This is a genomic window from Streptomyces sp. NPDC059649, assembly GCF_042734445.1.
Classification (GTDB): Bacteria; Actinomycetota; Actinomycetes; order Streptomycetales; family Streptomycetaceae; genus Streptomyces.
In genome coordinates this window covers 88,890-107,317 of record NZ_JBHWDV010000009.1, presented here as the reverse complement: position 1 = coordinate 107,317, position 18,428 = coordinate 88,890, and the positions used below count along the sequence as shown (strand labels likewise).

18 protein-coding genes are annotated in these 18,428 nt (G+C 72.7%); 10 read left to right on the top strand and 8 right to left on the bottom strand.

Going from position 1 to position 18,428, the window contains the following annotated elements; translation table 11 throughout:
• Positions 1 to 8: 8 nt before the first annotated feature.
• A complete protein-coding gene (locus ACFV1J_RS13880) occupies positions 9 to 857 on the bottom strand; it encodes a helix-turn-helix transcriptional regulator (protein WP_385857559.1) in 849 nt (282 codons plus the stop codon).
• A gap of 149 nt (positions 858 to 1,006) precedes the next feature.
• On the opposite strand from ACFV1J_RS13880, the gene ACFV1J_RS13875 reads away from it, so the two are divergent.
• The 4 genes from ACFV1J_RS13875 to ACFV1J_RS13860 all read left to right on the top strand — a co-directional run bounded on the left by ACFV1J_RS13875 (position 1,007) and on the right by ACFV1J_RS13860 (position 4,409).
• Entirely contained in the window at positions 1,007 to 1,768 is a 762-nt protein-coding gene (locus tag ACFV1J_RS13875; protein ID WP_385857558.1) for an SDR family oxidoreductase, read from the top strand.
• 253 nt (positions 1,769 to 2,021) lie between these two features.
• A complete protein-coding gene (locus tag ACFV1J_RS13870) occupies positions 2,022 to 2,834 on the top strand; it encodes a family 16 glycosylhydrolase (protein WP_385857557.1) in 813 nt (270 codons plus the stop codon).
• A gap of 78 nt (positions 2,835 to 2,912) precedes the next feature.
• Positions 2,913 to 4,121: a 4-hydroxybenzoate 3-monooxygenase gene (locus ACFV1J_RS13865; protein ID WP_385857556.1), complete on the top strand. Its 1,209-nt coding sequence runs from the start codon at positions 2,913 to 2,915 to the stop codon at positions 4,119 to 4,121.
• Positions 4,122 to 4,331: 210 nt separating this feature from the next.
• A complete protein-coding gene (locus ACFV1J_RS13860; RefSeq protein WP_381394572.1) occupies positions 4,332 to 4,409 on the top strand; it encodes a 50S ribosomal protein bL37 in 78 nt (25 codons plus the stop codon).
• 155 nt (positions 4,410 to 4,564) lie between these two features.
• Here the strand turns inward: ACFV1J_RS13860 and ACFV1J_RS13855 are convergent, their stop codons facing one another.
• Positions 4,565 to 5,797: a serine hydrolase domain-containing protein gene (locus tag ACFV1J_RS13855; RefSeq protein WP_385857555.1), complete on the bottom strand. Its 1,233-nt coding sequence runs from the start codon at positions 5,795 to 5,797 to the stop codon at positions 4,565 to 4,567.
• A 197-nt stretch (positions 5,798 to 5,994) separates the two neighbouring features.
• Here ACFV1J_RS13855 and ACFV1J_RS13850 point away from each other — a divergent pair, with 197 nt between their 5' ends.
• Positions 5,995 to 6,318: a putative quinol monooxygenase gene (locus ACFV1J_RS13850; protein WP_385857554.1), complete on the top strand. Its 324-nt coding sequence runs from the start codon at positions 5,995 to 5,997 to the stop codon at positions 6,316 to 6,318.
• 78 nt (positions 6,319 to 6,396) lie between these two features.
• Here ACFV1J_RS13850 and ACFV1J_RS13845 read toward each other — a convergent pair whose 3' ends face one another.
• Positions 6,397 to 7,752 (bottom strand): phosphoribosyltransferase family protein, encoded by a 1,356-nt coding sequence (locus ACFV1J_RS13845; RefSeq protein WP_385857553.1) that lies wholly within the window; start codon positions 7,750 to 7,752, stop codon positions 6,397 to 6,399.
• Positions 7,753 to 7,906: 154 nt separating this feature from the next.
• Here ACFV1J_RS13845 and ACFV1J_RS13840 point away from each other — a divergent pair, with 154 nt between their 5' ends.
• A complete protein-coding gene (locus ACFV1J_RS13840) occupies positions 7,907 to 8,710 on the top strand; it encodes a TIGR01458 family HAD-type hydrolase (protein ID WP_385857552.1) in 804 nt (267 codons plus the stop codon).
• Here ACFV1J_RS13840 and ACFV1J_RS13835 read toward each other — a convergent pair.
• Complete coding sequence (locus ACFV1J_RS13835) at positions 8,667 to 9,428, bottom strand: histone deacetylase (RefSeq protein WP_385857619.1); 762 nt, start codon at positions 9,426 to 9,428, stop codon at positions 8,667 to 8,669. The genes ACFV1J_RS13840 and ACFV1J_RS13835 overlap by 44 nt on opposite strands.
• Before the next feature lie 192 nt (positions 9,429 to 9,620).
• Here ACFV1J_RS13835 and ACFV1J_RS13830 point away from each other — a divergent pair, with 192 nt between their 5' ends.
• From ACFV1J_RS13830 to ACFV1J_RS13815, 4 genes are all read left to right on the top strand, one after another.
• Complete coding sequence (locus ACFV1J_RS13830) at positions 9,621 to 10,727, top strand: hypothetical protein (RefSeq protein ID WP_385857551.1); 1,107 nt, start codon at positions 9,621 to 9,623, stop codon at positions 10,725 to 10,727.
• 160 nt (positions 10,728 to 10,887) lie between these two features.
• Positions 10,888 to 12,435, top strand: a complete 1,548-nt coding sequence (locus tag ACFV1J_RS13825; RefSeq protein WP_385857550.1) for an ATP-dependent DNA ligase — start codon at positions 10,888 to 10,890, stop codon at positions 12,433 to 12,435.
• Positions 12,436 to 12,438: 3 nt separating this feature from the next.
• A complete protein-coding gene (locus ACFV1J_RS13820) occupies positions 12,439 to 12,912 on the top strand; it encodes an NUDIX domain-containing protein (RefSeq protein ID WP_385857549.1) in 474 nt (157 codons plus the stop codon).
• A gap of 222 nt (positions 12,913 to 13,134) precedes the next feature.
• On the top strand, positions 13,135 to 14,148 hold the full coding sequence (locus ACFV1J_RS13815; RefSeq protein WP_385857548.1) for a winged helix-turn-helix domain-containing protein: 1,014 nt from the start codon (positions 13,135 to 13,137) through the stop codon (positions 14,146 to 14,148).
• A 19-nt stretch (positions 14,149 to 14,167) separates the two neighbouring features.
• On the opposite strand, the gene ACFV1J_RS13810 is transcribed toward ACFV1J_RS13815, so the two are convergent.
• Genes ACFV1J_RS13810 through ACFV1J_RS13795 form a run of 4 tightly spaced genes read right to left on the bottom strand, consistent with a single transcriptional unit; the run spans position 14,168 to position 18,314 of the window.
• Positions 14,168 to 15,160, bottom strand: a complete 993-nt coding sequence (locus ACFV1J_RS13810) for a zinc-dependent alcohol dehydrogenase family protein (protein ID WP_385857547.1) — start codon at positions 15,158 to 15,160, stop codon at positions 14,168 to 14,170.
• A gap of 13 nt (positions 15,161 to 15,173) precedes the next feature.
• Positions 15,174 to 16,022: a carbohydrate ABC transporter permease gene (locus tag ACFV1J_RS13805; protein ID WP_385857546.1), complete on the bottom strand. Its 849-nt coding sequence runs from the start codon at positions 16,020 to 16,022 to the stop codon at positions 15,174 to 15,176.
• On the bottom strand, positions 16,019 to 17,002 hold the full coding sequence (locus tag ACFV1J_RS13800) for a carbohydrate ABC transporter permease (RefSeq protein WP_385857545.1): 984 nt from the start codon (positions 17,000 to 17,002) through the stop codon (positions 16,019 to 16,021). Before ACFV1J_RS13800 ends, ACFV1J_RS13805 begins: the two co-directional genes overlap by 4 nt.
• Positions 16,983 to 18,314 carry an ABC transporter substrate-binding protein gene (locus tag ACFV1J_RS13795; RefSeq protein ID WP_385857618.1) on the bottom strand — a complete coding sequence of 444 codons (1,332 nt, stop codon included), beginning with the start codon at positions 18,312 to 18,314 and terminating at the stop codon, positions 16,983 to 16,985. Before ACFV1J_RS13795 ends, ACFV1J_RS13800 begins: the two co-directional genes overlap by 20 nt.
• Positions 18,315 to 18,428: the final 114 nt, after the last annotated feature.

The window sequence follows — 18,428 nt, the reverse complement described above, 5'->3', positions numbered from 1 at the left end:
CGCAGAGGTCAGACCGCCGGGGTCGCCGCCCAGCTGGCCAGCAGTCGCAGGCGTTCCTCGGTCTGCGAACCGGGCTCCGGCGTGTAGACCACCAGCATCTGGTCCGGCACCCCGGAGACGGTCAAGGTCTCGTACGGCATGGTGAGTTCACCCACCACGGGATGCCGCATGCGCTTGGCACCGGAGGTCTTCTCCTTGACCAGGTGGTCCGCCCACAGCCGGCGGAAGTCCTCGCTGCCCAACGACAACTCGCCCACCAGCGTGGCCAGTTGCCGGTCCTGCGGATGGCTGCCCGCGTCCAGGCGCAGATAGGCGACCGTCTCCGCGGCCACCGCCGGCCAGTCGGGATACAGCTCGCGCGCCTGCGGGTTGAGGAACACCTGGCGCGGCATATTGCGCTCCTCGGGCGGCATCTGGGAGAAGCCGACGACGGCATCGCCCAGCGCGTTCCAGGCGAGCACGTCCATGCGGCGGCCGAGGATGAACGCGGGGACCCTGTCGATGCTGTCCAGGAGGAGACGCAGGCCCGGGCGGACCTTCTGGGGCGCGGCTCCGGCGGCGGCCCTGCGACGGGCGGCGGGGCGGGCCACCGTCCGCAGGTACTCCTGCTCGGTGTCGTCGAGGCGCAGGACGCGCCCGACGGCGTCGAGCACGGCATCCGAGACGGACGGGCCACGGCCCTGTTCGAGGCGGATGTAGTAGTCGACGCTGACGCCCGCGAGCTGCGCGACCTCCTCCCGCCGCAGGCCCGGCACCCGCCGCCTGCCGTGACCGGGCAGCCCGACCTCCTCCGGCTGGATACGGGCGCGCCGCGAGCGCAGGAAGTCGCCGAGTTCCCGGTCCGGGGATATGTCCATGACGCGATCCTAGGCGCCGGGAGCCGGTCCGTTCCTGGTACTGCCAGACCCAGGAAAACGGCAGCCCTGGGTAAGTGCGACGGCCGGGCCCAAGGTGGGATCAGCCCCGGGAGACGCCCGGCGGCAACCCCCTCTCACCAGGAGTTCCCATGTCGTACGACACCCTTGCCGGCCGTACCGCCGTCGTCACCGGAGCCGCCAGCGGGATGGGCGAGGCCACCGCCCGGCTGCTCGCCTCGCACGGTGTGCGGGTGGCGCTGCTCGCCCGCCGGGCCGAGCGGCTGACGGAACTGGCCGGCACGATCGAGGCGGCGGGCGGGCAGGCCCTCGCGGTCGCCACCGACGTCACCGACCCGGCGTCCGTGGAGGCGGCGGCGGAGCGGGTGCACGCCGCGTACGGCCGGGTCGACCTGGTGGTCAACGCGGCGGGCGTGATGCTGCCGAACCCGGTCACCGAGGGCCGCGCCGACGAATGGCAGCGGATGCTCGACACCAACGTGGCCGGCGCGCTGCGCGTCATCCGTGCCTTCACGCCCGATCTGATCGCGGTGGCGGAGTCCGGCCGTACCGCGGACCTGGTCAACATCTCCTCGATCGGCGCGCACATCCCCTTCCCGAACTACGCGGTGTACGGCGCGACGAAGGCCGCGCTGACGTACCTCTCGCAGTCCCTGCGCACGGAGCTGGGCCCGCGCGACGTCCGCGTCACCAACATCGAGCCGGGCCTGACGGACACCGAGCTGGGCGGCCACATCGACAACGCGGAGCTGTCCGGCCAGCTGGACGGGATGTTCGACGCCCTGCTCGGCCTGTCCGCGGACGACATCGCGGACCTGATCGCCTACACGACCAGCCGCGCCCGCCACGTCAATCTGCGCCAGGCCATCGTGCTGCCCACGCGCCAGGCGTGAGCCGGCGAGGCGGGAGAGGCCCGATGTGAGACCCCGCACATCGGGCCGGTGAATCTGGCCGGTCCGCGCTCTTTCCGTGTATGCCTGGTATTCGCTCTCGCCCGGTTTCGGGGCGGAGTGACCGGGATTACGTCGTGATGCACCGATGGCGCAGCGCAATCATCGGAGATCCCGTATTCGCAGTTCTTTGTCGAATTCCGTATTCATTGGGGGAATTTCCGAGAGGGGCAGCAGAACCGTGCATCGTCTGAAGGTGGCCGCGACCACACTTGCCGTCGGGGCGCTCGTTTCCGTCCCGGCGATCGCCGAGGGCGCCGCGAAGTCCTCGTCCCAGCCGTCCACCACCACCCGCCCCTTGGCTGCCACCGCGCCCCGGCCCGCATCGGCCGGGCCGGCCGGAATTCCCGGCAGCTGGACGACGAAATTCGCCGATGAATTCAACGGGACGACGCTGTCCCGCACCTGGACGCCCGGCTGGTTCGGCACCGGGGTCACCAAGCCGGTCAACAGCAAGGAACAGGCCTGCTACGACTCCCGCAATGCCACGCTGCCCGGTGACGGCGCCCTGCATCTGAAGGTCAAGGCGGGCCGTTCGACCTGCGGCGGACAGACCAAGCCGAACACCGGGGCGCTGGTCAGCAGCAACGGCCGGTTCTCCTACACCTACGGGGCCGTGGAGTGGCGTGCGTACCTCCCCTCCGCCGGCACGCAGATAGCCAACTGGCCCGCCCTGTGGTCCAACGGCCAGAACTGGCCGACGGACGGCGAGAACGACACGATGGAGGGGCTCGGCGGAAAGGCCTGCTTCCACTTCCATTCGCCCTCGGGGGGCCCGGGTGGTTGCGCCCCCGGCAACCTCAGCGGATGGCACACCTTCGGCGCCGACTGGGAGCCGGGCAGCGTCACCTACTACTACGACGGCGTGAAGGTCGGCCGGATCGCGACGGGCATCACCAGGTCCCCGCAGTACCTCATCATGGACAACACCGTGTCGTCGACGATCGGCGGACCGACCGTCCTGCCGGCGGACATGAAGGTCGATTACGTACGGGTCTGGCAGCACTGAGGCCCGCCGGGCGGGGTGACCCGGCCAACCGCCATACTGCGTGCGATCTTTCTCCCCGCCCGAAGGGAATCGCACGACGTGAATCCGCCTGCCTCCGCCTCCTCCACCCACACCTCGGTCGTCATCGTCGGCGCCGGGCCCGCCGGGCTCACCGTCGCGAATCTGCTCCGCGCGGCCGGTGTCGACTGCGTGGTACTGGAGGCGGAGAGCAGGGAGTTCATCGAACGACGGCCGCGCGCCGGCTTCATCGAGGAATGGGCGGTGCGCGCCCTGGACCGGCACGGCCTGGCCGGCCGGCTGCTCGAAACCGCCGAAACCCAGGCGCAGTTCGAGTTCCGCTTCGACGGGCGGCGGCACACCTTCCGTACGGCCGAACTGACCGGCCGGCGGCACTTCGTCTATCCCCAGCCGCTGTTGGTCACCGACCTGGTCGCGGCGTACGTCGACGAGGCGGGCGGCGACGCCCGCTTCGGCGTGCGTGACGTCCGGCTGCACGACATCGACGGCGACCGGCCCGCCGTGTCGTACACCGATCCGCGGACCGGCGCACGGCACCACATCGCCTGCGACATCATCGCCGGCTGCGACGGCGCGCGCGGCGTGACGCGGGCCGCGATCCCCGCCGGACGGACCGCCCTGACCCGCTACGACCACGGCGTCGCCTGGCTCGCCCTGCTCGCCGAGGCCCCGCCGTCCGCCGATGGCGTGGTCTTCGGCATCCACGAGCGCGGTTTCGGCGCCCATATGGCCCGCAGCCCCGAGGTCACCCGCTACTACCTCCAGGTCCCTCCCGGTGAGGACGCGGACAACTGGCCGCACGCCCGCGTCTGGGACGAGCTGCACACCCGGCTCGCCGCCGCCGGCGCCCCGCCGCTGACCGAAGGGCCCTTGCGGGAGAAGGTCGTTCTGGACATGCACAACTACGTGGTGGAGCCGATGGCGTACGGCCGGCTCTACCTGGCGGGCGACGCCGCCCATCTGGTCGCGCCGATCGCCGCCAAGGGCATGAACCTCGCGATCAACGACGCCCTGCTGCTCGGTGAGGCGCTGATCGCGCACCACCACGGCGACGACACCGGCCTGGCCGGCTACTCGGACGCCGGCCTGCGGCGGGTCTGGCAGTACCTGGAGTTCTCCCAGTGGCTCTCCGAGACGCTGCACGGCGCCTCGTCCGGCGACCGGTTCCGGGCCGGCACCGCCTCGGCCCGGCTGCGGCGGCTGCTCGGTTCCCGTGCGGCGGCCGAGGCGTTCGCCGGTCTGTACCTGGGCGAGGAAGCCGATCTGTGAGGGCGCCGATCGGTGAGGCCGCCGATCTGTGAGGGCGCCGGCCCGGCGGACCGGGCCGGACGGCTTCCGGTGGCACGGCTCACAGGGAGCCGGAGGGTGACGCCCCGCAACGCTGGGTACGGGCCTCATGATCGCCGGGCGGGATACCGCACCGAAGTGGTAGAAATTCGGCGAAACCATCGATGAGCCGCCAGGGAGAAGGGAGACACCATGTCCTCGAAGCGCCGTCGCAAGAAGAAGTCGCGCCGTAAGAGCGGAGCCAACCACGGCAAGCGGCCCCAGTGCTGAGCTGAGGGCCCGACCGCCCTCGCCCGTAGCCGGCACCCCTGGGGATGACCCCGTCAACCCCACGGGCGCCGGCTACGCCTCCGTCCGGCGGAGGCAGCGCCCGGCGGAGGCAGCGCCCGGATCGTGGCTTCTTCAGGGCATCGCCAAAGGCTTCGTCAGGGCTTCGTCAGGGCGTCGGCTATCCGGAGGGTGGCCTGGACCTGGGTGGCGTCGCGCCGGACCGGGTTGAACGACAGGACCGCGCGCCGCTGTTGGTCCCGCGTGGCGACCATGGCCGAGGCGTAGCCGTAGCGTTCGCCGGTCTTCCCCCAGAAGGTGATCCCGTTCACCGTGACCGTCTGCAGGCCCGCGCTGTAGCGCGCCGGGGTGCCGTCCGTCATCCGCACCTCCTCCGGCGGCAGCGTGAACATCCGGTCCAGCTCACGGCCCGGCAGCAGCTCACCGGAGAACAGCGCGGTGAGGAAGCGGTCCAGATCGCCGGTGGTGGAGATCATCTCGCCCTCGCCCCAGGAGTCCGACTGGTCGAAATCGGTGATGTCCAGCAGGGTCCCGTCCGTCATCTTCAGATAGCCGTGCACATGCGGGCCGTGGATCCGCGGGTCGTTGCCCGGCACGCAGGTGTGCCGCAGGCCGAGCGGGCGCAGGATGCGGTCGGCGACGACCTCGCCGTACGGCCGTCCGGTCAGCCGCTCGATGAGCAGCGCCAGCAGGACGTAATTGATGCCGCGGTACTCCTGTGTGCTGCCGGGCGGGAACTTCATCGGGCCGTGCGGGAGGAGCGCGACGAGCTGCCGGGGCGTCCAGCGGTCGTAGCGGTGCCGGGCGACGGCCTCGGGAGTGGACATATCCGGTTCGCCCTGCTCGTGGGGGAGTCCGCTGGTGTGGTTCAGCAACTGCAGCACCGTGATCGGCGGGAACGTGGCCGGCAGCACCCCGGGCAGCTGGCGCTGGATCGGCGACTCCACCGCGACCCGGCCCTCGGCGGCCAGCTGGAGCACCACCGTGGCGACGAAGACCTTGGTGATGCTGCCGATGCGGAAGGTGTCGTGGGCCCGGACCGCCCGGCCGGTGTCCCGGTCGGCGACGCCCGCGGTGCCGTACCACCGTCCCGCCGAGCCGCTCACCCGCACCTGGGCCGCGGTCAGCTGCGGATGCTCCAGATCGCCTATGGCGGCCCGCAGCGCCGGAACGTTCAGCGGAGGCACCGGGGGAGCGGGAGGGGCGGACGCGGCGGACGGGGTGGACGGGGTAGAGGGGACGGGCCGGTGCGGCGGCCGCGGGCCGGGAACCCGGCCGGCGGCCCGGGCGAGGCCCGACGTCGCCAGGACCGCCGCACCGGACAGCGCCACACCCACAACTGCCCTGCGGGACAAGGAAGAAGAACTCATGTGACTCAGCATGAGGAACATCCGCCGCGATTCCGTCAGGGCTTTCCCTGACCCGTCCCTGAGAGAGCCCTGACCCAGCCCTGACCCGGCCCTGATCACCGGTGCACGGCAGGCCACGAAGGGCACCTCAGACCATGACACTCATCCTCAAACCCCCGGGTAACAGGAAAGATCCGTATGTGATCTAGAATCGACGGATGATCTTCATTGTCGTCAAGTTCCCCGTGAAGCCCGAGTACGCCGAGGAGTGGCCGCAGCGCGTCCACGCCTTCACCGGCGCCACCCGTGCCGAACCCGGCAACCTGTGGTTCGAGTGGTCGCGCAGCCTGGAGGACCCCAACACCTACGTACTCGTCGAGGCGTTCCAGGACGACGCCGGCGAGGCGCACGTCAACTCCGACCACTTCCGGGCCGGTCTGGAGGCCATGCGCCCGCTGCTGCGCCGTACCCCCGAGATCGTGAGCACCACCATCGAGGGCGCCCACGGCTGGAGCGCGATGGGCGAACTCACCATCGATTGAGGACGAGACCGACCGACGACGAGACCGACCGACGACGGGCGACCGTACCGGCTCCGGCCCCGGCCCGGCCCGGCCCGCTCAGCCGACCAGGTGGTCGAGGAACCAGTCCCGGGCGAGCTCGGCGACCTGGTCCAGCGCGCCGTGCTCCTCGAAGAGGTGGGTGGCGCCGGGGATGACGTCGAGGCGGGTCTCGCAGCGCAGTGCGGATTCCGCCTCGCGGTTGAGGTCGAGGACCAGCGGGTCGTTGCCGCCGACGATCAGCAGGGTCGGCGCGCGGACGCCGGCCAGCAGCGGCCCGGCGAGGTCCGGGCGGCCGCCGCGCGAGACCACGGCACCGACGTCCGCGCTGGGGGAGGCGGCGGCGCGCAGCGCGGCGGCGGCCCCGGTGCTCGCGCCGAAGTAGCCGATCGGTACGGGGACGCGGCCGCGCAGCCACTCGGTGGCGTCGGTCAGCCGCTCGGCCAGCGTCTCGATGGCGAAGACGTTCGCCCGGTTGGCCTCCTCCGCCGGTGTGAGCAGGTCGAAGAGCAGGGTGCCCAGGCCCGCCCGGTTGAGGGCGGTGGCGACCAGCCGGTTACGGGGGCTGTGCCGGCTGCTCCCGGAGCCGTGGGCGAACATCACGACCGCCTTGGCGCCCGCCGGCAGGTTCAGATCGCCGGTCAGCCGGACCCCGGCGGCGTCGATGGCCACTTCCTCCTCGACGTCCACGTCCTCCACGGGGGCCGCGCCCTCCTCGGGGCCCAGGTCGTCCCCGGCGCCCGAACCCTCGTCGGCGGCCGTGCCGGCACCCGTGCCGGACCGGGCGGCGGCCTGTGCCAGCAGGGAGACCACTTCGTCGTCGGGGGTCTGGGAGAAGTCCTGGTACCACTCGCCCACGGCGGAGAACCCGAACGGCGTGGAAAGACAGACGAATTCATCGGCACTGTTGCGGAGTCGTGCGGCCGCGTCCGGAGGTGCCACCGGCACGGCCAGCACGACCCGGGCCGCGCCCTGCGCCCGTACCACCTCACAGGCGGCGGCCGCCGTGGAGCCGGTGGCGATACCGTCGTCCACCAGGATCGCGGTCCGTCCCTCCAGGGACAGCCGGGGGCGTCCGGCGCGGAACTTCTCCGCCTGGCGTACCAGTTCCGCCTCCTCGGCGCGTTCGACGGACGCCAGGTCCGCCTGGCCGAGGTGGCCGCGACGGACGATGTCGTCGCTGATCACCCGCACCCCGCCCTCACCGATGGCACCGAACCCCAGCTCGCGCTGGTACGGGACGCCCAGTTTGCGGACCACGATCACATCGAGCGGCGCATGGAGCGCCCGCGCCACCTGGAAGGCCACCGGGACCCCGCCCCGCGGCAGGCCCAGCACGACGGGCTCTTCCCCCGCCAGCTGTCGCAGCGCTTCGGCAAGGCGCCGACCTGCGTCGACGCGGTCGGTGAACAGCACGATGCGCACCCCCTGCCCAGGGGACGGATGTCACGTCCATACCTGTCTCGGACCCCGTACACCTGTCTCCGACGTAACCGCAACCGGGGGACGGGCGCAAGTCGGGCCGGCCGCCGCCCGCCGTAGGGGCACGACGGTGGTTACCGTCGTGCACATGGAGAACATCCGGGCGGTGCTGATCGATATCGACGGGGTGCTCACGGTGTCCTGGAAGGCGCTGCCGGGCGCCGTCGAGGCCATGGAACGGCTGCGCGCCGCGGACCTCCCGCTGGCCCTGGTCACCAACACCACCTCGCGCACCCGCGCCGAGATCGCCCGGCGACTGACCGGGGAGGGGTTCCCCGTCAGCGCCGACGACATCCTCACCGCGCCCGCGGTCACCGCCGCCTACCTGCGGGAACACCATCCGGGAGCACGCTGTCTGCTGATCAACAGCGGTGACGTCCGGGCCGATCTGGAGGGCGTCGAGATCGTGCCGGTCACGGACCGGCCGGAGACCGACTCCGGCGCGGCACCGGAGGTGGTGGTCTTCGGCGGGGCGGGCGAGGAATTCAGCTATCCGGCGCTGAACGCGGCGTTCCGGCATCTGCGGTCCGGGGCCCGGCTCGTCGCCATGCACCGCAATCTGTACTGGCGCACGGCGCAGGGGCTGGACCTGGACACCGGCGCCTTCCTCCTGGGACTGGAACGGGCCGCACGGGTCGAGGCCCAGGTCACCGGAAAACCGTCCGAGGCGTTCTTCGGCGCCGCACTGGCGCACCTGGGCGCGTCCGCGTCGGACACGCTGATGGTGGGCGACGACGTCGAGTCCGATGTGCTGGCGGCCCAGCGCTGCGGGATCACCGGTGTGCTGGTCAGGACCGGCAAGTACCAGCCCGAGGCCGTAGGGGCGGCCGACGGCACACCGGACCGGGTCATCGACTCGTTCGCCGATCTGCCGGGGCTGCTGGACCGGTGAGCAGCGCGGCGATGTCCGTCGCCGTCCAGTGGCCGTGGGCCCCCGGGCAGCCCGCCAGGTAGTCGGCGGCGCGGTGTGCGCTCCATCCGTGGGAGGCGATGATCCCGGCCGCGATGTGGCGCAGATAGGCCGCGGACGGCGGGTTCAGGTCGACGGTGCCGTCGTCGCAGCTCCAGGGGGCGGTGAAGGTCAGCACCGGCAGGCCGTCCAGCCGCCCGGCGCGGACCAGGGTTTCGTACCGGCCCGGGCCGAGGCACGCCCTTCCCTCGCGCAGCACCTCGGTGAGATCGAGCTCCCCGCCCGGTTCGCGGTACATCTCCTGGGCGGCGATGTCGCAGAACTGCTGAGAGGTCAGGAGGTAGAGGCGGGCGGGGAGTTCGGGGGCCCGGCCGTCGGGGCCGTGCGGCGGCCGCGGGTCGCGGTGGCCGGGGTCGTAGAAGGCGCGGCCGCCGGTCCATACCTGTGAGGTGGTGGCGAAGTACATCCGGCCCGGCAGCATGACCGGCTCGGTACGGGCCGGCGGACGCGGGTCCCGGCAGCCGGGATGGCTGCGCCGCCCGCCGGGCGGACAGCCGCCGACCAGGTAGGACGTCAGCCGGTCGAGGTGCATGTTGGAGCCGTAGGCGGCGTACCAGAGGTGACGCTCGCCGTCCGGGCGGACGGCGGTGTCGCGGTCCGGGCGCGCGGTCGCCTCATCGAGGCGTCGGGGCCGGGTCACATCTGTCACCTCTTCACGCTACGCGCCGGAGGAGGCGTGGCGCGTGCTCCGCCCGCGTGCGTTCTCCGTCGGGGCCGAAAACGGACTGTCCGGACCGGGTGGGCGAAAGGAGGGCGGTGGCGCGGGTTTTGCGCGGAACGGGCTGGAGAAGCGCTCTGCACGGACAGCGTCGCCCGAAGGACGGAGAGAGTTTTGCCGGACACCGCGGCAGGAACCGGAACGGACGGGATAGCCCAGAGGACAACCGAGCGGGCACCGGAGAGGGCAGCGGCCGTCGGGCGCCGGGCGGTGCTCGCGGCGTCCGCGGCGGCCGGCCTCGCCCTGCTCACCGGCTGCGGGGAGGCACCGCCCCCCGGCCGCTCGGACGCCAAGCCCGCCCCCCGGCCCTCGCACGGCTCGCCCACCCCCTCCACCACCTCCGGCCCAACCGGCTCATCCGGCTCGCACGGCACCCCCGACCCGGACGGGACGTCCCACCGTCCGCACCGCCCCCGACCCCGTCCCGAACTCCCGCGGGGCGGACGGGAGTTGTTCCCGCGGTACCGGATGGTCGGCTTCTGCGGGCTGCCCGGTGCCGCGGCGCTCGGCCGGCTCGGGACCGGGGACCCGGCGGAGCGCGCCGACGAGATCGAGCGGACGGCCCGCCGTTACGCGGCGGGACGCGAACCGCTGCCCGTACTGGAGCTGCTGGCCGTGGTGGCCAACTCGACCCCCGGCCCGGACGGCGCCTACCGTTCCCGAACGCCCGCCGCCACGATCGCCCGCTTCCACCGGCTGGCGCGCCGCCGGCGGGCGATGCTGCTGCTGAACGTCCAGCCGGGACGGGCGGCGGTGCTCGACGAGGTCAAGGCGCTGCGGAAGTGGCTGGTCCACCCGGACGTGGGGGTGGCGCTGGACCCCGAGTGGGAGATGGGCCCCGGTGAGGTACCGGGTGACTCCTTCGGGCGGACCGACGGCCATGAGCTGACCGCGGTGGCCCGCTATCTGGCGGGGCTGGTCGAGGCGCACGATCTGCCGGAGAAGCCGCTGGTCTTCCATCAGGTCGCCACGTCCGTCGTACGGGAGCAGTCCGCGCTGCGGCCGCAACCGGGTGTGGCACTGATCAAGAGCGCCGACGGCATCGGCTCACCGGGGCTCAAACGCGGTACCTGGCGGCGGCTGGTGCGCGATCTGCCGGACGGGCTGCACACCGGCTTCAAGCTCTTCTACGAGGAGGACGCACAGGGCGGCGGCCGGCTGATGTCACCGAAGGAGGTGTTGGCGCTCAGGCCGCAGCCGGAGTACGTGATGTACGAGTGAGGGTGCCGGCCGAGGGGCGCTTCCGTCACCGCCCCAACGGGCCGCCCCTGCCGTTTCCACCGGACGCGGTGGCGCACCGTGCGCGGAAAGTGCTTGTGCGGGCGGCCACTTCGTGGCGGGCCCACCTGCGCCGCGGGCGTCGGGGAGGCACCATGGCCCTATGTTGCTGGCCGATCTCGCACAGGTGTCGGGGGAGGTGGCCGCGACCTCGGCGCGGTCGCGGAAGATCGCGCTGCTGGCCGGGCTGTTCCGGGCCGCGGCGCCGGAGGACGTCCCCGTGGTCATCCCGTATCTGGCCGGGAGGCTGCCCCAGGGACGGATCGGGGTCGGCTGGAGCGTCCTGCGCGAGCCGGTGCCGGCGGCGGAGCGGGCCACGCTGACCGTACGGGACGCGGACGCGGCGCTGACCGGCCTGGCCGGGGTCGCCGGGGCCGGGGCGCAGGCCGAGCGGCGCCGGCGGGTGCGGGAGCTGCTGGGCGCGGCGACCGCGGAGGAGCAGCGCTTCCTGGTCGGGCTGCTCACCGGTGAGGTGCGCCAGGGCGCGCTGGACGCCCTCGCGGTCGAGGGGTTGGCCGCGGCGACCGAGGTGCCCGCCGAGGACGTCCGGCGGGCGGTGATGCTCGCGGGCTCGCTGCAGGACGTGGCCCGGGAGCTGCTCGCCGAGGGGCCGGCGGCGCTGACCCGCTTCCGGCTGACCGTCGGCCGGCCGGTCGGGCCGATGCTGGCGCACAGCGCGAAGTCCGTGGCCGAGGCCGTCGACAAACTGGGGGCCTGCGCGGTGGAGGAGAAGCTCGACGGCATCCGCGTGCAGGTGCACCGGGACGGCGAGGACGTACGGGTCTACACCCGCACGCTGGACGAGGTCACCGGCCGGCTGCCCGAGGTGACCGCCGCCGCCCGGGAGCTGCCGGCCGCCCGCTTCATCCTCGACGGTGAGGTGATCGCCCTCGGCCGGGACGGCCGTCCGGTGCCGTTCCAGCAGGTCGCGGGCCGGTTCGGATCGCGGGTCGATGTCGCCGCCGCACAGGCCGCGCTGCCGCTCTCCGCGGTCTTCTTCGACGTCCTGGCGGTGGACGGCCGGGAACTGCTGGAGCTGCCGGGCGCCCGGCGGCACTCGGAGCTGGCGCGGCTGGTGCCGGAGCCGATGCGGGTGCGGCGCTGTGTGGTCGAGGACCCGGCCGATCCCGCGGCCCGCGCGGCCGCCGAGGAGTTCTGGACCCGGACGCTCGACCGCGGCCACGAGGGCGTGCTGGTCAAGGCGCTCGACGCCCCGTACAGCGCCGGCCGCCGGGGCGCCGCCTGGCTGAAGGTGAAACCGGTGCACACCCTCGACCTGGTGGTGCTCGCGGCGGAGTGGGGGCACGGCCGGCGCACCGGGAAGCTGTCCAACCTCCACCTGGGCGCCCGCGACCCGGACGGCGGGTTCGTGATGCTCGGCAAGACCTTCAAGGGGCTCACCGACGCCGTGCTGAGCTGGCAGACCGAGCGGCTGCGGGAGCTCGCGGTGTCCGACGACGGGTACGTGGTGACCGTACGGCCGGAACTCGTCGTGGAGATCGCCTACGACGGGCTGCAGACGTCCTCGCGCTACCCGGCGGGGGTGACGCTGCGGTTCGCGCGGGTGGTGCGCTACCGGGAGGACAAGACGGCCGCGGACGCGGACACGGTCGAGACGGTGCTCGCCGCGCATCCCGGCGGGGAGGCGTAGGCCGTGGCGGCGCGGCGCAGCGCCGGGCTGCTGTTGTACCGGAGCGGCGGGCCCGGCGTCGAGGTGCTGCTGGCGCACATGGGCGGCCCGCTGTGGGCCCGGCGGGACGCGGGCGCCTGGTCCGTGCCCAAGGGCGAGTACCTGCCGCCCGAGGAACCGCGGGCCGCCGCCCGGCGGGAGTTCGAGGAGGAACTCGGCGTGCCGCCGCCCGACGGCACGTACCTGCCCCTGGGGGAGACCCGTCAGTCCGGCGGCAAGGTGGTGACCGTATGGGCCGTCGAGGGCGATCTCGACCCGGAACGGATCGTGCCCGGCACCTTCACCATGGAGTGGCCGCGCGGTTCCGGTACGGTCCGCAGCTTCCCGGAGATCGACCGGGTGGCGTGGTTCTCCCCGGACGAGGCGCACGAGCGGCTGGTGACGGGGCAGCGGGTGTTCCTGGCCCGCCTCGCCGAGCGGCTCACGGCCGGCGACTGACCTCCGGGCCGCCGCATGCGCCCCGGGCCGGAACCGGCCGCCGGGCCGCCGTGCACCGCGCCCCGCGCTCCCCGCTCCCGGCCTTCACCACCTGTGCACACGGCCGGCCGCCTTCCGCCCTGGACACCCCCGCCCCGGACCGGCAGGCTGACGGCGGGGCCTGGGGGAGGCCCGGAACGGGGGGCTCCGGCAACGGGGTCATGAGCATGCCGCGGGGGCCGCATGTTGCGCATCCACTTCGAGGACCGGGACATCGCACGGGTGCGGATCGCCGCGGAACCCGATCCGCTCTGGGAAACGGTGCTGGCGGTGCACCAGCTGTTACCGGCCGGCCCCGGGGTGCCGCTGTACGCGGCCTGGCGCGCCCGGGCCCGGCGCGAACTCGACGTGCGCGGGCTGGCCCGGGCCGCCCGGCTGATCGGCGCACTCGCCCCGGCCGACGCCCGCTACTTCCCGGACTTCCTCACCCCCGACGCGGCCCGTGACGGGCTCGCGGCGGGCCTGGCCGAGCTCCGCGACACGCCCGCCGAGCGGCTGGCCGCGGAGGCCGCGCGGGCCGCACTGCCGGCCCGGCTGCCGCGCTGGACCGGCGCGCTGGCCGCGGGCCGCCGGCAGCCGCTCGACGAACTGGCCACCGCCCTGAAGGAGGTGCACCGGGCCGTGGTCGCCCCCGACTGGACGGAGGTGGCGGCCACGGTCGGCTGCGACCGCGCCGCCCGCACCCGCGCGCTCTGCCGCGGCGGGGTGGACGGCATGCTCAACTCCCTCCGCCCGTCCGCGCATTGGGATCCTCCGGTGCTGTCCGTGGACTATCCCTGCGAGCGCGAGCTGCGGCTGCGCGGACGCGGGCTGCGGCTGATCCCGTCCCACTTCTGCTGGCGCCGGCCCATCGCGCTCGCCGACCCGGGACTGCCGCCGGTCCTCGTCCACCCCGTGGAACACCTCACCGGGTGGGCGCCGACGGCCACCCGCGGCTGCCGTGCGGAGGCCCTGTCCGCCCTGCTCGGCCGGACCCGGGCCAGGATCCTCGCCGCCCTCGACGCACCCGCCACCACCGGCGAACTGGCCCGCCGCTTACGGGTCTCCGCGCCGTCGGCCAGCGAGCACGTCAGCGCCTTGCGCGAGGCCGCGCTGGCCCGTAGCCGGCGCGACGGCGGCTGCGTCGTCCATGCCCTCACCCCGCTCGGCACCGCGCTGCTGCACGGCGAGCTCGCGCCGGCACGCCGGCCGGAGTGAGGGCCGGACACCCCATGCCCTAAGGGCAGACCTGGATCTTGCGGCCCTGGCCCGCCCGGAAACGGCCGAGGGCCTCGGCGTAATCGTCCAGGGGGAGACGGTCGCTGATGAAGACCTCCGGGTCGAGGACGCCGGCCGCGAAGAGTTCCGCGGCGCGTTCATAGCTGTGCAGGACGGCCATCGAGCCGGTGATGGTGATCTCCTGGTTGTAGATCCGGTACGGCTCGATGACCGCGCGGGCGGCGTAGTCGGCCACGCCGAACTGGAGGTAGGTGCCGCCCTTGCCGACCCGGCCGAGCGCGTCCTGGATGGCGCGTTCGTTGCCGGTGGCGTCGATGACCACGTCCCAGCCGCGCGGCCGGTCCAGCTCGTCGGCGGAGCCGGCGGCGTTGTTGCAGCCCAGCGTGCGGGCGGTGGCCAGCCGTTCGGGGTTGAGGTCGACCACGTCCACGCCGGCCGCTCCGGTCCGTTTGGCCAGCTCCAGCATCATCAGGCCCATCGTGCCCGACCCGTAGATCAGCACCTGGCTGCCCAGTTGCTGGGAGCGCAGGATGTCGTAGCCGCGGACCGCGCAGGACAGCGGCTCGATCAGGGCCGCGTCCTCGGTGCGCACGTGGTCGGGCAGTTTGACGCAGTTCGCGACGGGGGCCACGGCGAACTCGGCGGCGCCGCCGGCCGTGGTCACCCCGATCGCGGCCCAGCGCTCGCAGAGGTTGTTGCGGCCGATCCGGCAGTAATGGCACTCGTGGCAGTACAGGGAGGGGTCGACGGCCACCCGGTCGCCCTCGGCGAGCTCGGTGACCGCGCTGCCGGTGGCGACGACCGTACCGGCGAATTCGTGGCCCGGGACGACCGGCAGGGTGGGCGCGAACTCGCCCTGGAGGATGTGCAGATCGGTGCCGCACAGCCCGCAGGCGGCGACCGAGACCACGACCTCGCGCGGGCCGGGGGTGGGGTCGTCGACGGTGGTGACCTCGACCTCGCCGGGGGCGCTGATCAGTGCGGCCTTCATTTGACGGTTCCCTTCATTTCACTGCTCCGAGCGACAGGCCCTGGACGAGTTTGTCCTGGGCGGCGAACCCGGCGACGAGCACCGGGAGAGAGATGACGGTGGCGGCGGCGCACACCTTGGCCAGGAACAGGCCCTGGCTGGTCACGAGTCCGGTCAGGAACACCGGCGCGGTACCGGCCACGATCCCGGTCAGGACCCGGGCGAACAGCAGCTCGTTCCAGCTGAAGATGAACGAGATCAGCGCGGTCGCGGCGATGCCGGGCAGGGCGACCGGCGCGACGATGCGGGTCAGGGTGGTGGTCAGCCCGGCCCCGTCGATCGAGGCGGCCTCCAGCATCTCCACCGGCACCTCGGCGAGGAACGAGCGCATCATCCACACCGCGATCGGCAGGTTCATCGACGTGTAGAGGATGACCAGCAGCCAGACGCTGTCGAGCAGCCCGGTGTTCTGCGCGACGAGGTACACCGGCAGCAGCCCGGCCACCAGCGGCAGCATCTTCGTGGAGAGGAAGAAGAAGAGGACGTCGCTCCACTTCCGTACCGGCCTGATGGCCAGGGCGTACGCGGCCGGGACGGCGAGCGCGAGCACCAGCAGGGTGGAAACCACGGAGGCCGTCAGGGAGTTGACCAGCGGCGGCCAGGGGCTGACACCGCTGCCGGAGCCGAAGAACTCCCGGTAGCCGTGCAGGCTCAGGCCCGCGCCGACGCTCGGCGGGTTGGTCGCCGCGTCCGCCTCGCTGTGGAAGGACGTCAGCACCATCCAGGCGACGGGCAGGAAGAAGGTGATGCCGCACAGCCAGGCCGCGAGGCCGAGCAGGCTCCCGGTCCGCCGTTGGCGCCGGGTCAGGGGTGCGCGGTTCATCGGGTGACCTCCTCGCGCAGCAGGGACGAGACGGTACGCAGCGCGAAGGTCGCCACGAGCAGGGAGCACACCACCACGACGACGCCCTGTGCGGACGCCCGTCCGTAGTCGTGGGCCTGGTAGAAGGTCTGGTAGATGGTGTACGGGAGGTTGGCGGTGCCCAGGCCCCCGGAGGTGATGGTGAACACCGCGTCGAAGTTCTGGACGACGTAGACGGTGCCCAGCAGCGCGGCCAGTTCGAGGTAGCGGCGCAGATGCGGCAGGGTGAGGTAGCGGAAGATGTCGAAGGCGGACGCCCCGTCCATCCGGGCCGCCTCGACCGCGTCGGTCGCCCGGCTCTGCAGCCCGGCGAGCAGGATCAGCATCATGAACGGCGTCCACTGCCAGATCAGCGACACCTCGACCGCGGCCAGCGGCACCTCGGTCATCCAGTCCGGCTGCGGCGGGCTGTCACTGCCGAACAGTCCCCATATCCAGGTCAGTGAGCCGTTGATCAGCCCGTACGAGGCGTTGTAGAGGGCGTGCTTCCACAGCAGCGCGGAGGCGACCGGAACGACCAGGAACGGGGTGATGAGCAGGGTCCGGACGATGCCGCGGCCGCGGAAGCCGCGGTCCAGCAGCAGCGCCAGGCCCAGCCCGAGCACCAGGCTGACCAGTACCACGGTCACGGTCAGCAGCACCGTCGTGCCCACCGAGGACCGCAGCGCCGGATCGGTGAAGACCGCCCGGTAGTTGGCGAAGGCGGCGAAGCCGCGGTTGTCGGGGGCCAGCGCGTTCCAGCGGGTGAAGGAGATCACCACCGTCGCCACGAACGGGAGCTGGGTGACGGCGATGAGGAAGACCAGGGCGGGCAGGAGCGGGGCGCGGCGCGCCCAGTCCTTGGCCCGCTCGGCGCGGCGGGCGCGGGCGGCCGCCGCGCCGGCCGGCGGTACGCCCCGGCTCGTGGCCTCCCGGGCCGGTTCAGTGGTCTGCGTAGGCATCGGACACCTCCTGCGCCAGTCGCTGGCTCGGGGTAAGGGCCTCGGGCACGCTCTGCTTGCCGGCGATGGCCGCGCTGATCTCGTGCGAGACCTTGGTGCCGAGGTCGGAGAATTCGGGGATGCCGACGAACTGGATCCCGGGGGCGGGGCGTTGCTGGACGCCGGGGTCGCCGGGCCGGGCCGAGCCGATGGCGTGCTGGGTGGCCGCGGCGAAGGCGCCGGCGGAGCGGGTGTAGTCGGGGTTGCGGTAGAGCGAGGCGCGCTTGCCGCCGGGGACCCGTGACCAGCCCAGTTCCCGGCCGGCCAGCCGTTCGTAGGAGGCGCCCGAGGCCCAGCGGATGAACTTCCAGGCCGCGTCCTGGTGCTTACTGGCCTTCTGTACGCCCCAGGCCCAGGTGTAGAGCCAGCCGGAGTTGCGGGTGCGCTCGACGGGGGCGGGGGCGTAGCCGATCTTGCCGGCGACCTTGGAGCCGGCGGTCTCCAGGGAGCCGGCGCCGGCGGTGGCGTCGTACCACATGGCGACCTTGCCCTGCTGCATGTCGTTGAGGCACTCGGTGTAGCCGGCCTGCGGGGCGCCCGCCTCACCGTGTTTGCGGACCAGATCGACGTAGAACTGCGTGGCCCGGGTGAATTCCGGGCTGTCGACCCGGGCCTTCCAGTCCTTGTCGAACCACGTGCCGCCGAAGGTGTTGACGACGGTGGTCAGCGGGGCGGCCAGCTGGCCCCAGCCGGGCTGGCCGCGCAGACAGATGCCCTTCATGCCCTTGCGGAAGCCGTCCAACTTGGCTGCCAGTGCGGCCACTTGATGCCAGGTGGGGTGGGCGGGCATGGTCAGTCCGGCGGCCTTGAGCAGGTCCTTGCGGTACATCAGGAAGGACGATTCGCCGTAGAACGGCTCCGCGTAGACCTTGCCGTCGGCGGCGGTGAGGGAGCTGCGGAGCGGCGCCAGGATGTCGTGCTGGTCGAACGTCCGGTCCTTGGCGGCGCGGGTGCCGAGCTCCGTGAGCCAGCCGTTGCGGGCGTAGATGGGGGTTTCGTAATTGCTGAGGCTGGCCACGTCGTACTGGCCGGCCTGGCTGGAGAAGTCCTGGCTCATCTTGTCGCGCAGATCGTCCTCCGGCAGCACGGTGAAGTTGACCTTGATGCCGGTGTCCTTGGTGAAGTGCTCGGCGGTGAGCTTCTGCAGATCCACCATCTGCGGGTTGTTGACCATCAGGACGTTCAGGGTGTTGCGGCCGTCGTTGCCCGCGTCACCGGCGCCGCGGTAGCAGCCGGTGGTGGACAGCGACAGGGCCAGCGCCAGGGCGGTCAGCCCCGCCGCGCGGGGACCGCGGCCTGGCCCGGGGGATCGTGCTCGCACGGCTCATACCTCTCTTTTTCACTGCATGTCGGCATGTTGGGGATACGGAGTCGTGCCGAGGCACGG

Bases quoted from the DNA above. Each gene is read 5' to 3' on its own strand.
- ACFV1J_RS13880 (WP_385857559.1), bottom strand. From the start codon at position 857: ATGGACATATCCCCGGACCGGGAACTCGGCGACTTCCTGCGCTCGCGG.
- ACFV1J_RS13875 (WP_385857558.1), top strand. From the start codon at position 1,007: ATGTCGTACGACACCCTTGCCGGCCGTACCGCCGTCGTCACCGGAGCC.
- ACFV1J_RS13860 (WP_381394572.1), top strand. From the start codon at position 4,332: ATGTCCTCGAAGCGCCGTCGCAAGAAGAAGTCGCGCCGTAAGAGCGGA.
- ACFV1J_RS13855 (WP_385857555.1), bottom strand. From the start codon at position 5,797: ATGAGTTCTTCTTCCTTGTCCCGCAGGGCAGTTGTGGGTGTGGCGCTG.
- ACFV1J_RS13850 (WP_385857554.1), top strand. From the start codon at position 5,995: ATGATCTTCATTGTCGTCAAGTTCCCCGTGAAGCCCGAGTACGCCGAG.
- ACFV1J_RS13840 (WP_385857552.1), top strand. From the start codon at position 7,907: ATGGAGAACATCCGGGCGGTGCTGATCGATATCGACGGGGTGCTCACG.
- ACFV1J_RS13825 (WP_385857550.1), top strand. From the start codon at position 10,888: ATGTTGCTGGCCGATCTCGCACAGGTGTCGGGGGAGGTGGCCGCGACC.
- ACFV1J_RS13815 (WP_385857548.1), top strand. From the start codon at position 13,135: ATGTTGCGCATCCACTTCGAGGACCGGGACATCGCACGGGTGCGGATC.
- ACFV1J_RS13810 (WP_385857547.1), bottom strand. From the start codon at position 15,160: ATGAAGGCCGCACTGATCAGCGCCCCCGGCGAGGTCGAGGTCACCACC.
- ACFV1J_RS13805 (WP_385857546.1), bottom strand. From the start codon at position 16,022: ATGAACCGCGCACCCCTGACCCGGCGCCAACGGCGGACCGGGAGCCTG.
- ACFV1J_RS13800 (WP_385857545.1), bottom strand. From the start codon at position 17,002: ATGCCTACGCAGACCACTGAACCGGCCCGGGAGGCCACGAGCCGGGGC.